Here is a 14399-nt window from a genome sequence, read left to right on the forward strand (position 1 = left end):
CTATCAAAACAAAGATATTTTAAATGTCCTTTTCAAGGAAACAAACTTATTAACACTTAATGGCCGTATTTTTTCCTTCGAATACTGCCAATTATCAATCCACAAATCAAGGTCAAAACCAACGGGAGGCCAATATTAATCAACTGCCATTTGTTTTTTTGGTCATTTATTTTTTCCTCATCCAGGAATGGGATTGCTACTTTTTTATTCCGAATGTTTATAAGTCCGGTTTCGTCCAAGAGGTAATTTAGGCTATTTATCAGGAATTCCTTGTTGCCATAAAAATTATTGGTCCACCGGTCATAACCAAGTTCTAGCGGTCTGTTGTTGCTAACTTGGTTTTTTATAATGTCGCCATCTGCAATAACGATCATTTTATTCTGACTTCCTTTTTCTATGGGGGTCTTTAGTTTTATCGGTTTAATTCTGTTGGTGTAGGCCGATGTAAATGCCCCTTCAATTAATACTGCCAATGGTTTGTTTCCATGTCGGTAAGTTTCCTTATTTGGAGGTGTATTGATAATGTCTAATCGTATTTCTTTGGGCAGAGCTTCCTCTTTGGATAAGGGCGAGCTTTGTAAAAGGATTTGTTTTTTATATCCATTGGCCAGCGTGTCTATACTACTTGGGAATTGTAACCTTAGGGCCTCTATATTATTGTTTATAGGATGGTTGTTCTTGGAGAATACCATGGGATGGTAATACCAGGGGACTGGATTGTATTGTGAATCATTGCCTTCGCCGGAAGCGATTACAATTTGGGTAAAATATAGGTCGTTGACCAACACAGGGTTAATACGGATACCGTATTTAAAAAAGAGATCGTCTAGGTTAAGATCTCGGGGAATGGCAAAGGCAGCACCATTTTCATTGTATAAACTGTCCATTTCCATAACAGCACCATCAACAAGCCATAAGGATTTTCCTCCTTGAACCATATATTGATCCAAAATGTACTTTTCTGCTTCTGTAAATGCAACCGTGGGCTTGGCAATAATAGCTGCGTCAAAACCATTTAACTGCTCTAATACCTTTTCTGGGTTTTTGGGAACAGAATCTAAAGTGATAGCTCCAATATTGTAATACTCCCGTATCTCTGTTAAAAAGTCTGCCAAGTAAATATCCTCCAATTCGCCATTTCCTTTTATAATGGCAACCCGTTTTTTTTGGGTAATGTTTAGTTTGGTAAAGGCATTGGCAAAAGCATATTCTAAATGTTGTACAGAATTGTTTACCCTTTGTTCGGTGGTGGCGCCTATTTTATTTTTTAAGAGCGGAACTTTAATGGTGGTACTATTGTAGTTGACCAATGCCCAAGGGAACAATATTTCCTGGGATACCTTGCCTTGGTGGTCTATGGTGACATTCACGGGGGTTAACCCCATTCTTTGTAAATCAGAAATAATGGTGTTGACGGAGGCTTCTTCTTCGAGTGGATTTACAAAATTGAATTTGATATTATTGTTTTCCGATGCAAACTCCTGTAATAACTGTTGGGTTTCTGTTTTTAGCTTTATAAATTCTGCCGGTAGGTTTCCCCCTAATAGAATATCGATAATTACGGGGCTGTCAAACCCTTGGACGGATTGAAGAGAGGATGCGGTTAGGGTGTATCGTTTGTCTTCTGTCAGATCTAATCTAGCATGAAAAAAAGAAGCCAGAATATTCACCAAAATTAATATTGCCACCACCTTTATAATAGCTACATACTTTTTCGTCATTACCTATTTTGGTTTTTAAGTTGAACTGTGGTAAGGAAAATAAAAAACAGGCTTAGGCTAGAAAAATAAATGATATCTCTGGTGTCGATTACTCCTCTGGCAAGGTTGTCATAATGTGTTTTCATGCCCAATGGCTGTAGTAGTAGCTGCAAAGCTCCATCTGTCGAAAGGCCCGCTAACCCTTCAAAACCATAAAACATCAGAAAAGACAATATCATGGCGATAAGGAAGGCTACAATTTGGTTTTCGGATAGGGTGGAAGCAAACAGACCAATAGCGGTATAGGTAGCTATAAGGAATAAAAGGCCAAAATAAGAGCCCCAAATAGCGCCCATATCCAAATTCCCAATGGTTGTTCCTAGTTCAGATATGGTATGCACATAGAGTAGGGTAGGTAGCATAGCTATTATGGTTAACACAAAAGCCCCAAGGAATTTGCCAAAAACCATTTCCCCTAATCCAATAGGTTTAATGAACATCAACTCTAAAGTGCCTAGTTTTTTTTCTTCCGAAAAACTCTTCATGGTAATCGCCGGAATTAAAAAAAGAAAAATCCAGGGGGAGAGCAGAAAAAAATTGTCCAAATCGGCAAAACCATATTCAAAAATATTGAACGGTCCTTTGAATACCCAAAGAAACAAACCGTTTAAGGTAAGATATAACCCAATTACCAAATACCCTATGGGCGATGTTAAGTACGATTGAATTTCCCTTTTAAATATCGCTAGCATGCTTTAAAATTACTTGAGTGTTTCTTTCTTTATCAGGCTCCAAGCCGCTGGTTTTTCTGAAAACAAAGGTTTGGTTTCTGACCATACCTTTTTAAAAAAATCGGAATTCCTGTAATTATCTAAATCCGCCTGGCTATCCCAATAGCTATAGGTAAAAAATAAGGCCGAATCATCCTTGTCTTGGTACAGTTCCAAAAAATTACATCCGGTGACCTGGCGAATCAATTGTTTATTTGTATCGAAAATTACTTCAAATTTTTTAATATTTTCCTTCTTGAAGCGTAATTTTACAATTCTTACCAGCATTTAAAAGAAATTTATAGTAATGGTATCCCTATAATCGAGTCCCAAAAGGGTAGAGGCACCACCAACGGTATTTAAATCACTTTTGTAAATCGCAATTTCTATATAACCCGAAGAATTAAAAAGGGCCAGCAGTTCGCCAGGGGCTTTACGCTGACTTTTATCGAGCTCAAAATTGACAATATCGCTATACTTGTTATAGATCGCTTTTATTTTTTTGTTCCGAGCCAACAATTCAAAATCCCTTCCGTTTCCGTGAACGTTAAACATGCTTTTTTGGATATTGGTCACTACATTGCCATAATTGTCTATATAGATGACACTTCCAGAGATAGCATCCCCATTATTGGTGATTCTAGCACTAAAATCCTTGAGATCCTTCAGTTCGTTAAAGGGGCGGCCTATAACTTCTAAAGTTCCCCCTCTTGCGATATGACTTGCCGCTTTTACAAAGACCTCCATAACCGGGAAAGGTCCATCTACGGAATCTGGCAATTGGATTTCAACGATTTTTTCGGGTACAATTTCTGATATGATCAATCCAATCACCCCATTATTGGCCATGATAAAGTAATGATTGTCTACCAGAACGGCAATATGTTGATTTTCGGGACTCAATTCCGAGTCTACCCCTACGATATGTATGCTTCCGTCGGGAAAGTTTTTATAAGAATTCTTTAATATATAGGCACATTCTTGTATATTGAAGGGAGAAACATCATGAGAAATATCAACAATTTTAGCGTCTGGTAACTCCTTATATATAGTTCCTTTTATGGCGCCTACAAAATGGTCTTTATGTCCAAAATCAGTAGTTAATGTAATTATAGCCATAGAAAACTGTTGATATATTTTTAGTTAGGTAAGTTGTTTTTTACTTAAGTTTGTTGAACAAAATTACATAAAAAAATAGCGTGTCAAAATATATATTTTATGTCTAACAATTAAATACAAATATTCATTGAACGAACTTGTCATAGAGCTTACAGACATTAGCCCGAGAGATTTTTTTGGGCAAAATAATGAAAACATAGATTTAATAAAAAAGTTCTTCCCCAAACTTAAAATTGTTGCCAGGGGAAATAAGATAAAAGTATATGGAGACGAAGACCTTTTAGAGGAATTTGATCTTCGGTTTGATATGTTGACAGCTCATTATAACAAATACAATAAGTTAGACGAGAATAGTATAGAACGTTTATTGGCGAGTAATGGGGATGACGATTTTACCGCTTCAGTAACTAGTGGGGAGGTTTTGGTCCATGGCGTTAGCGGAAGGCTTATTAGAGCACAAACGGCAAATCAAAGAAAGCTTGTTGATGCCTCTAGGGAAAGCGACATGGTTTTTGCAGTAGGCCCGGCAGGGACAGGGAAAACCTATACCGGAGTTGCCTTGGCCGTAAAAGCCTTGAAAGAAAAGCAGGTAAAACGTATAATATTGACCAGGCCTGCCGTAGAGGCAGGAGAAAATTTAGGGTTTTTGCCTGGAGACCTCAAGGAAAAACTAGATCCGTATATGCAGCCATTATACGATGCCCTGAGAGATATGATTGCCCCAGAAAAACTGGCACATTATATAGAAAACGGCATCATTCAAATTGCCCCAATGGCATTTATGAGAGGGCGAACCCTGGACAATGCCTTTGTTATTCTAGATGAAGCGCAAAATACGACCCACGCACAAATGAAGATGTTCCTTACCCGTATGGGTAAAAATGCCAAATTTTTGATCAATGGAGATCCTGGGCAGATAGATTTGCCAAGAAGGGCGGTTTCTGGTTTAAAGGAGGCGTTATTGGTGTTGCAAAATGTAGACGGAATTGGAATTATTTATCTGGACGATAAGGACGTTATAAGGCATAAATTAGTTAAAAAAGTAATAGCAGCTTACAAAAGTATAGAGCATAATAATTGAGTAAATGAGTAATACAATAATTGACACAAATTTTAATTTTCCAGGACAGCAAGAGGTGTATAAGGGAAAAGTAAGGGAGGTATACCGTCTAGAAAATGATGTTTTGGTAATGGTAGCTACCGATAGGCTTTCTGCCTTTGATGTGGTGATGCCCAAGGGTATTCCTTACAAGGGACAAATTCTGAATCAGATTGCGACCAAAATGATGGCCGATACCGCTGATATTGTTCCTAACTGGTTAACTGCTACCCCAGACCCTAACGTTGCGGTAGGATACGCTTGTGAGCCGTTTAAGGTAGAAATGGTAATCCGTGGTTATATGTCCGGACATGCAGCAAGGGAATACAAGGCAGGGAAAAGAGTATTGTGCGGTGTTGCAATGCCCGAAGGAATGAAGGAGAACGATAAATTCCCAGAACCAATACTAACACCTGCTACCAAAGCAGAAATGGGCGACCATGATGAAGATATTTCTAGGGAAGATATTTTGAAACGCGGAATCGTTTCCGAAGAAGATTACCTGGTTTTGGAAGAATATACCAAAGCCTTGTTTAAAAGAGGTACCGAAATTGCTGCTAAGAGAGGGTTGATTTTGGTAGACACTAAATACGAATTTGGAAAGACTTCAGATGGTAAAATAGTACTGATAGACGAAATCCATACCCCGGATTCTTCGCGCTATTTTTATGCCGATGGATATCAGGAAAGACAAGACAAGGGGGAGGCTCAAAAGCAGTTGTCCAAGGAGTTTGTCCGTCAGTGGTTGATCAGCAATAATTTTCAAGGCTTAGAAGGGCAGACAGTTCCAGAAATGACCGATGAATACATCACTAGTGTTTCGGAACGTTATATAGAACTTTATGAAAATATTACCGGTGAGAAATTCGTAAAAGCCGATATTTCGGATATTCAAAGTAGAATAGAAACCAATGTGCTTGCTCACTTAAACGGAAAATAAATACCGTTTCGGGGTTCTACTAAGAAGTCTAACTGATATAGCTTTTTTAGGAACGATTTGCACATGGAAACAAAAAAAGGATGGCATTGCCATCCTTTTTTTGATTAGGAACCTAATTTTATCAAATCCTTTAATTTTAACGGCCCCTTGCTTTTTAAGCGAGTCCATATTTTTAGAAAGGCAATGGCGGTAATATAGGCGTCTCCGATGGCCGTATGGCGGTCTTTCATAGAAATATCAAATTTTTCGGCCAACTCATCCAAGGAGTAGTGGTCTTTCTTTTTAAAGACATTGGAGGTGAGCAAGGTGTTTCTATACAGTGTAGAGGTGTCCAGTGTCTTATTCAATAATTTTGGAAGCTGATGCCTTTCCAAGGCCTGATTAATCATGTTAATATCAAAAATAGTATGATGCGCTATGATTACTGCATTACCCACAAAGGCCAAGAATTGCTTTAAAGCTTCAATTTCGGTGATACATTCGGTTCCTCTGCCGTTCTTTAAAATTCCGTGGATTTTTGCGGTTTCGGCATTGTAATGATCTTGAATTAGGTATAGTTCGAAGCTTTGGTTTATAGCAATGTGATTGTTGGTGAGGTTTAGTGCCCCAATAGATAATATTCTATCATAGATATAGTCAAACCCCGTGGTTTCTGTATCTAAAACTACAAACCTAACCAAATTTACTTCCTCTGGTTGTTTTTCTAGAAAGCAATTTTCATAGGTCTTCCAGAATTCCGGGAGGTTCGCCGGTGGTCTCTTTTTAAAGAAATTTATCATCTTAAAATATTTGATATCTTGAATCTCACTGTTAAAAGTTCCTGGATTTCCTTGATCGTTTTAAAAGTCCTTTTCAGTTTTACTTTGTCCTCTTTTGTAAGTTTGTCAATGGCAATATATCTTCCCGAATCGTTGTGTAATAATCCTTGTTTGGTACGGAACTTTAATAAGGCTTTTGTGGCATAGGAGCAGGCCATAAAAATTTCTTCATTGTTAGGCTCAAGTTCCGCTAATTTCTCGTATCGCCCAGGTGTATTGTTTATAGATTTTACAGAATGGGATAAAATCAAGACCCTTGCGGCATCGGTAAGTGGCATAAGAGCTCTTCTTTTTAGGTCGAAAAAATCCTTATGCTCTCCATCTTGTTCTACTAATAGCTGTCTAAAAAAGCCTGTTGGAGACGGGTTTTGGAGTGCGCCACTGGCAAGATGAAGGAAAAAAATCGGATATTTCTGGGTGATTTCAAAGATATAATCAGAGAGTTGGTTCACCAAAGTAATATCGCCATAGGTGAGGTTGTAATCAAAAAAGATAGATGAAAGAAGTATTTCATCAGCTCCCGGATTGGTAACCCATTGGGTGATGGCTTTTTTCCATTGATCTAAACTCAGGCACCAATTAGGGTTGGAGGCCATCATTTCTGCCGGACAGTATTCATATCCAATGTCGAATAACCCTTTGTTGATGATCTTTGACAATTCTAGGAAATAGGCCGTGGTTTCTTCCATTTTCTCATCAGGAACATTCTGAAAAACTAGGGCATTGTCCTGATCGGTCTGTAATAATTGTTCATTCCGCCCCTGACTTCCAAGGGAGAGCCATGCAAAGGCTACCGGGGGTTTCTCGGGCATCTTGTCCAGGGCCATCTCAATGACCCGTTTTATACAGGCGTCGTTGAGCTCAGATATTATTTTAGAGGTCAGTGTTAAAGGAATGTTTTGTTCCAAATAAGCCCGTAATAAGTGGGTAATGCTTTTGCGGATATTTCGAATGTTTTTCACCTTTTTAGCACGCTGAATGGCTTTGATTAACACTGCTGGGTTATTACCAATGGCAACCATTAGGTCGTGTTTAGACAATATTCCAATAGCCTTGGAGTTGGGGGTGCCGTCCTTGGTAATACACAAATGGCTGATACTGCTCTTCATCATGGCTATTTGCGCCTGGGTAATGGTCATGCTTTTTGCATATGTAATGACCGGGGAAACCATAATTTTGGATGCTTCCGTGGTAATCGGATATTTACCGGTAACAATATTGTTACGCAGGTCTTTGTCGGTAATAATTCCAATCGGAAGTTTGTCCTCTACGACCAACATTGCCCCCACTTTTTTTTCGGTCATTTTCTCAGCAATCTCTTTTGCCGTGGTTGTAGCAGAACAGCTTATAAGTTTTTTAGAATATTTAACAGGTTGTAGGTCAAAAAGTTGTGCTTCAGGAGTGATAGGGCCTAAATTGGGGATTTCTTCGTACAATTTGCCCCTATGGCTTTTGGAATAAGGGTTTCGGGTATTGGAGGCAAAACTCTCTATTAAAAAATTCCCCACCTCCTTGTTTTCCCTCGCATAAGGTTTAAAGATATGTATAGGTATAGCGTAAAGGATGGTTTCCTCATGGGCCTGGGCCGTCATCTTATAATTTTCGAGTGCTATCAGAGGTCTAAGACCAAAAATATCGCCTTCGTCGCACATGTCCAAAATATCCATTTTCTCTCCCCTTTTAAGGGCTACAGCTCCTTTATGTACAACGTAAAAACTTGTATGTGGTGGATCGTTTTCCGAAAAAATGACATTGTCCTTTTCCTTGTAAATGATGGTAATTTCCTTAGAAAGCGTCGCTAATTGATCCTGCGCTAACTCATTAAAAGGAGGGAAATGTTCCAGAAAATCGGCAACCCTTTCGGAAATAGTATTTTTCATCATTAGTTGTATTGTTTTAAACCATCAACAGGCAATAAGCTATTTTATTCAGGCATATCAACCTATATATAGATCGGCTTTTTATATAGCTATAATTTTGGTTAAAGTTACCTTTTTAAGAAATTCGGTAAAAGAAAATGAAATGAAATTTGTGTTGGAAGATACTATGTTTTTTTGAGGGTAGAAAAGGGATCATGGGCGTGATAAAAAGTAAGGGGTATAATGCGACCGTTCACGGACATAATTTGAATGCCAATAGAGACATAAAGATATTTGCTTTGAAATGAACCCGTATAGTCAGGAAGGAACATAAACGAACCAAGTCTGAAACCTACCATAAAAAAGCAACATACCAAAAAACAGCACCCGATGCTAACGGTGCGCATCGGGTGTTGTATTTAAATTGTTTAATAGTTTATATATCGTTTAATTATTAGAGAAGAAAGCTAGGTTATCATTACCAACAATTCCTTTTTCTATGGCTATCGCCTTTGGAAACAATATATTATTCTCCAAGTGGATATGTAAAAGTAAATCCGCTTCAAATTCCTTGAGTAATGAAAAGGTAACCTTATAGGTGGCACAAGCATCATTTGGAGGTGTGAAATTGTTAGAGAGCGTTGCGATTTTTTTAAAGTTTTCTCCTTCATTGTCATGTTCTTGCATCATCTTGGAAATGGGGTTTTCTACAGAGCCAAAATCAGGGAGCACTAGGTTAATATCGGCTTCTAGGTTCTTGGTCATTTTTCTAACAATTGGGAAGAGAGTGGTTTCTTCCATAATCATATGATGATTTAGGTGCGTCGCCGTTTCTTTAAAAAGATCATTGATTTTGTAAAGTTCGGGGTGACGTCTTCCATGGACTTTACAGAGCTTATTAAGGTATTCTAGAAGGGTAGGAATGTTTCTTTTTACATATTGATGGTGTGTGTTTTCAATATGATCTGCTAACAGTTCCAGTGACCACGACTGATAATCGATGTCTTGGCTATCGGTAGTGTTCATTACTTCATTTAAACGCTCTAGGAGATGCTCCGTATCAATACCTTTATTTAGGCAAACTTCGTCAATAGTTTTTTCTCCTTTACTACAGAAATCAATATCATATTTAGAAAAAATTGTTGCTGTTCTATAGTTTTGGGCTACTAATTTACCCACTTGGGTTGTACCTTGAGTTTCATGTCTAACGGAAATAAGACTAACGATTTTATTTTTTAAGGTTAAATCAAATACAAACCAACAAGTGGTTACAATTCCGACCGCAAAAATGATATCGCCAATAGATCTCATCCACTTCAAAACAACCATTGTGGGGTGTTGCATCAGTTCTGCAGAACGGGCATACCACATGCCTTTTTCCATACTTTCCAATGCTTGCCATATGCCAATAGGCAAAAGGCTCAATAATGCCATTGCTAAAAGCCCTATATTAAGTGACCAGAAGGTTATTTTAAGAATTTTTTCGTTCCAAGAAACATTGCGGTACAAACTTCTTAGAACAAATAACATAAGTCCAATACCTAGCATACCATAAACACCAAATAGTGCGGTATGACCGTGTAGTGGGGTTGTATTTAAACCTTGCACATAGTACAGGGCTATGGGAGGGTTAATTATAAAGCCAAATACGCCTGCCCCCAAAAAATTCCAAAAAGCCACCGCAACCATAAAATAAATAGGCCATTTGTATTCTTCCAACCATTTTGTTGCTTTGGATAGTTTATAATTATGGTAGGCTTCATATCCAATAAGGGTAAGAGGTACAATTTCGAGCGCACTGAATGTTGCTCCTAAGGCCATTATAGCCGTAGGTGTTCCAGAAAAATAAAGGTGGTGAAAGGTGCCTAAAATACCTCCAGACATAAATATAATAGTGGCAAATAGCACGTTTGCAGTAGCGGTCTTTGTTTTTAAAAGGCCCAATCTTACAAATAGAAAAGCAATCACTACCGTAGCAAATACTTCAAAAAATCCTTCTACCCATAGGTGAACAACCCACCACCTCCAGTATTCGGCTATGGCCAGATTGGTTTGCCTGCCCCACATCAATCCTGCTGCGTAAAATAGGGCTATGGCGGTACAGGAGATTAAAAACATTATGATGAGGTTTTTTTCTGCTGTTTTCTTTTTTATGACCGGTAGCAGAGGTCGGACCATCAATGCCAACCATAGAAAAAGTCCCACCAATAGAAATATTTGCCAAAACCTACCTAAATCCACGTATTCATATCCTTGGTGCCCAAACCAGAAATTTTCAATCAAATCGAGCTTTTGCATCACTCCAAGCCATTGGCCGAACATAGATCCTACAACAATGATCAACAGGGCAACAAATAGGAAATTAACACCAAATTTTTGAAATTTTGGGTCCTTGCCAGATACTGCCGGAGCAATGTATAATCCGGTCGCCAGCCAGGCGGTGGCAATCCAAAAGATGGCTAGTTGTGTATGCCAAGTACGAGTGACCGAATAGGGGAGGATCTGGTCTAGCGGAATACCGTAAAATCCATCGCCTTCAACACCGTAATGGGCCGTTACAATACCCAGTAACATTTGCACGACCATTAATAGGCTTACCACCCAAAAATATTTTTTGATTAAATGCATTGAAGGTGTTATTCCTTGCTTCAACAAAGGGTCTTCGGATGGGGGAGGTATACTTTCTTCTTCCCCAGACCTTACATGGTAAAAAACAAGGATTCCTATGCACAGGATCAGCAATATAATGCTAACGCCAGACCATGTGTACAAGCTTGTTGTAGGAGTGTTGCCTACTAGTTCATCGGAAGGCCAGTTATGAGTATAGGAAACCGCCTCGCCAGGTCTTTCCGTTACCGTTGCCCATGTTGCCCAGAAAAAAAATGCATTCATTTTTTGCATCCTGGTGTCGCTTTTAATGGTGTTTTTAGGGATAGCATAATCTGACCGTAGTTTATCAAAGTTAGGGTCGTCTGTAAACAAGCCTTTGTAATAGTTGCTTAAATATTTAAAAGCAGCTATTCGCTCTTCTGTTATAGTAATCGTATTACTTTTTTTGTCATAGGTGTTTGTTCTAAGATTTTTTTGAAGTCGCACCTTTAAAGCAGCTTGTTGTTCTTTGTTTAAGTCATCGTAATTTTTGTTGAAATCGGACTGTGCATAGCCATTAAGAATAAATACGGCTTCTCTGTGAAGCCAATCTGCTGTCCAGTCAGGAGCAACATATGCACCGTGTCCCCATATGGAGCCCACTTCCTGACCGCCGATACTCTGCCAGATATTTTGACCTTCTTTGATGTCTTTCCCTGTAAAAACCACCTGGTTATCGGTCGATATAACTTTTTCGGGTATCGGTGGGGATTCTTGATAAATTTCAAATCCATAATAACCTAATACCCCAAAGGACAGCAGGATTACTGCTGCAAATCCAAGCCATAGTTTTCGTTCTTTCTTCATAAGTATGTATTCATTAATAATTTCAGACAAAATTGTCCTTTTAGTTGGTAAATTTTTTTATCATTTTAAAGATTTAGAATCAGATCTTAATTTATAAGGCAATGGTAATCAGTTCTTACAGTATGCGCTATCTCTTGATTAGGTTTTAAGTGTAATGGGAAGGCTACCATAAAGTTTGGAGCTAAAATCCTTTTTATGTCTTTAATTGATAGGACAAATATATTATTTTTTTTAAATAAGATAAAATTGTCCGAAATAAAAATTAGTATTTCACAAAGCGGTCGTAACTTGTTAATTTACGATAATTGGGTTTTAAAAAATATGGTTGTTTTAAGATCAGCGTATCTTTTTTGTAGTCATATGAGGGATTTAGGATTGGAGAAGGCATTGGGTTGGCGAATGATTGTTTCGTATTCATAATTATTCCGCGTTAGGGATGGCGGCGGCATCCCCGCAGCGGAGCGAGGGATATAGCCAAGAGCCCGCCCGACAAAGGAGGGAACGCCCAAAGTAAGACGTTAAGGACCCTCAGTAAATTTCTATAAATCTATAAAACCAGCACTTCTAGATTTGATCTACTGATTTTAATTAATCAGACTCTTTATAAACAGCAGTTTTATCAAAGAAAATGCCTTAAAATTCAATTCAAGCAACCTAAATGTGTTAAAAATTTACAAATTGAGGGGCTTTTTTTTTATCCTTAATTAAATCGGTATAGTTTAGCGGCCCAATGGATAGGACTACATTAAATATGGCCAAGAATTATCGACAATACTTGTTTGTATTTGTTGCCATGATTTTAGTACTGATCTCTTCCTGTTCTGTTAAATCTGGAATAAAGAGTCTCGCCGGTGTCCCTTTTTCAACCGAACAAAATACGACCAAAAAAGGCAATGTAGTATTTGGAGCCCATAAGGCGAACTGTATCAATACAGAGACAGCAAACAAGGAAATCTCTCAATCCATTTCTTTGGATACCGCCGATTCATTGCCAGAAGCACTTCTTGTGGCGGCGTTTATCTTTGTTTTCGGAAATACGCTTTACAAGCAGCAGCTCCATCCACGTTACAGTAACTTAAAAATTCCAGGTTCTTTACCTATCTTTCTTCAGAACCAAAAGCTTATCCTTTGATACCCACCTAGTCTTCTTTCTTAATATATCACATGCATCCATGTGTCATATTTCCATTGTTTTCAATTAAAAAATCTTAGGTCGGGTTGATGACCTTTTAACAAATAGTATAATAGTATGGTAAAGCAGATTATGGCAATCACAGGCCTGTGGTTGACCGTTGCTGTTATGTTCCCATTGTATGGGCAACAGCAAAACGAGCATACCTTGGGCACGTTATGGCCAAAGGTAGTAGCGTATTATCCGGGTATTGGTGTAAAAAACTCCGCAATTGATGTGGCAAAATTACAAGAGCGGGCCGTAAAAAGCGAAATGCTTCCGCAGATAAAGGCACAGGCCCAAAATACTTATGGCACCTACCGGGGAAATGCGGGAGCATTTTTCCCGCAGATGGGTACATTTAATGTAAATGCTGCGACTAGCAACATGGGGGAAAGTGCCATTGCAGCAAACAGTTATGGATCTACTACGGTAGAATGGGAAGTATTTTCTTTTGGAAAACTTCGTAAACAAAGTGAAGCTTCCAAGGCCCAGTACCAAAAGAAAGTTAGTGAAAAAGAGGCCTATCTTTTGAGCCTTAAAAAAATCGTATCGGAGCGATATATCAGCCTTCTTTATAATGCTGCCAAGCTACGCTGGTCAGAAAAAAACACGGAACGTTTAGATGATATCCGAAAAATCACATCAGGACTATCTGCAGCCGGCCTAAGGCCGGCTGCAGATAGCTTGCTGGCCTCTTCTTCCTTCATGCAATCTAAAGGTGAGCGGGATAAATGGAAAGGGTATAAAAAGGCGTCATCTATTAAGTTATTGGAGCTCTTTGGTGGCGATTCCATTAACTATGCGGCATCTGCCGCCCGTTTTTCAGAGGGATCCGCACAACATTACCTAAACCAGGAAAACACCATAAATCCCACACATCCTGTTTTGGATATGTTAGAAAAACAATCCCAATATTATAGGCTAAGTGGGCAATCTCAAAAAAGAGCATCCTTACCATCGCTGCGTTTGATGGGCGGCTATGCCTATCGCGGGACGGGAATTAACTCGGACGGGACCGTATCTGATTCTTGGAGCGACGGGTTTTCCAATAAGACCCATAATTACCTTGCTGGTATAGGCCTAACTTGGAATATTAGTAGCCTGCATACCAGTAGGTTAAAGGGGGCGGGACTTTTTAAGGAAGCTGAAGGTGCCGATTTGCTCCAAGAACAGTATGGGCAAGCTATGCAGGCCGATCTGACGGCATCACAGGCTAAATTAGTTCAACAATTTGAGCAGCTCCAAAAGACAAGCATTGCCGTAAAACAGTCACAAGAGGCTTATGCCATGTATTTGGCCCGTTACAAAAGTGGTCTGATCACCCTGAGTGAATTATTACAGATACGCCTGTTGTTGGAACAAACCGAGAATAATCATGTAGAGGCCTCACGGGACTATTGGATGCTCCTTGCTTACGAGGCGGAATTGACTGCCGATTTCGATTTCCTGTTTAATAACCTTTAA

11 protein-coding genes and 1 pseudogene are annotated in these 14399 nt (G+C 38.9%); 4 read left to right on the top strand and 8 right to left on the bottom strand.

Features of this window, described 5'->3' with window-relative positions; all coding sequences use genetic code 11:
- Positions 1 to 56: 56 nt before the first annotated feature.
- The 4 genes from gldG to HCG49_RS14860 are packed head-to-tail and all read right to left on the bottom strand — an operon-like array spanning position 57 to position 3589.
- Complete coding sequence (gene gldG / locus HCG49_RS14845) at positions 57 to 1721, bottom strand: gliding motility-associated ABC transporter substrate-binding protein GldG (RefSeq protein ID WP_168470313.1); 1665 nt, start codon at positions 1719 to 1721, stop codon at positions 57 to 59.
- Positions 1721 to 2452, bottom strand: a complete 732-nt coding sequence (gldF, locus tag HCG49_RS14850; protein WP_168470314.1) for a gliding motility-associated ABC transporter permease subunit GldF — start codon at positions 2450 to 2452, stop codon at positions 1721 to 1723. Before gldF ends, gldG begins: the two co-directional genes overlap by 1 nt.
- 9 nt (positions 2453 to 2461) lie before the next feature.
- Positions 2462 to 2758 carry a putative quinol monooxygenase gene (locus HCG49_RS14855; protein ID WP_168470315.1) on the bottom strand — a complete coding sequence of 99 codons (297 nt, stop codon included), beginning with the start codon at positions 2756 to 2758 and terminating at the stop codon, positions 2462 to 2464.
- Positions 2759 to 3589, bottom strand: coding sequence for an S-adenosyl-l-methionine hydroxide adenosyltransferase family protein (locus tag HCG49_RS14860; protein WP_168470316.1), 831 nt, complete (start codon positions 3587 to 3589; stop codon positions 2759 to 2761). It abuts the gene before it with no gap.
- Between the two features lie 127 nt (positions 3590 to 3716).
- Between HCG49_RS14860 and HCG49_RS14865 the strand changes: the two genes are divergently transcribed.
- Complete coding sequence (locus HCG49_RS14865; protein WP_168470317.1) at positions 3717 to 4670, top strand: PhoH family protein; 954 nt, start codon at positions 3717 to 3719, stop codon at positions 4668 to 4670.
- A gap of 4 nt (positions 4671 to 4674) precedes the next feature.
- Complete coding sequence (locus HCG49_RS14870; protein WP_168470318.1) at positions 4675 to 5628, top strand: phosphoribosylaminoimidazolesuccinocarboxamide synthase; 954 nt, start codon at positions 4675 to 4677, stop codon at positions 5626 to 5628.
- A 104-nt stretch (positions 5629 to 5732) separates the two neighbouring features.
- Here the strand turns inward: HCG49_RS14870 and HCG49_RS14875 are convergent, their stop codons facing one another.
- The 4 genes and pseudogenes from HCG49_RS14875 to HCG49_RS14885 all read right to left on the bottom strand — a co-directional run.
- Positions 5733 to 6407 carry a PolC-type DNA polymerase III gene (locus HCG49_RS14875; RefSeq protein WP_168470319.1) on the bottom strand — a complete coding sequence of 225 codons (675 nt, stop codon included), beginning with the start codon at positions 6405 to 6407 and terminating at the stop codon, positions 5733 to 5735.
- Positions 6404 to 8326: a DUF294 nucleotidyltransferase-like domain-containing protein gene (locus tag HCG49_RS14880; RefSeq protein ID WP_168470372.1), complete on the bottom strand. Its 1923-nt coding sequence runs from the start codon at positions 8324 to 8326 to the stop codon at positions 6404 to 6406. The genes HCG49_RS14875 and HCG49_RS14880 overlap by 4 nt, the downstream gene beginning before the upstream one ends.
- A gap of 426 nt (positions 8327 to 8752) precedes the next feature.
- A complete protein-coding gene (gene ric / locus HCG49_RS18625; RefSeq protein WP_317167506.1) occupies positions 8753 to 9484 on the bottom strand; it encodes an iron-sulfur cluster repair di-iron protein in 732 nt (243 codons plus the stop codon).
- 54 nt (positions 9485 to 9538) lie between these two features.
- A pseudogene (locus HCG49_RS14885) lies at positions 9539 to 11761 on the bottom strand (nitric-oxide reductase large subunit); the annotation flags it as partial.
- Between the two features lie 751 nt (positions 11762 to 12512).
- Between HCG49_RS14885 and HCG49_RS14890 the strand changes: the two are divergent.
- Positions 12513 to 12893: a hypothetical protein gene (locus HCG49_RS14890; RefSeq protein WP_168470320.1), complete on the top strand. Its 381-nt coding sequence runs from the start codon at positions 12513 to 12515 to the stop codon at positions 12891 to 12893.
- A gap of 117 nt (positions 12894 to 13010) precedes the next feature.
- Positions 13011 to 14399 (top strand): TolC family protein, encoded by a 1389-nt coding sequence (locus HCG49_RS14895; protein WP_168470321.1) that lies wholly within the window; start codon positions 13011 to 13013, stop codon positions 14397 to 14399.

This window comes from Arenibacter sp. 6A1 (assembly GCF_012272855.1).
Lineage (GTDB): Bacteria > Bacteroidota > Bacteroidia > Flavobacteriales > Flavobacteriaceae > Arenibacter.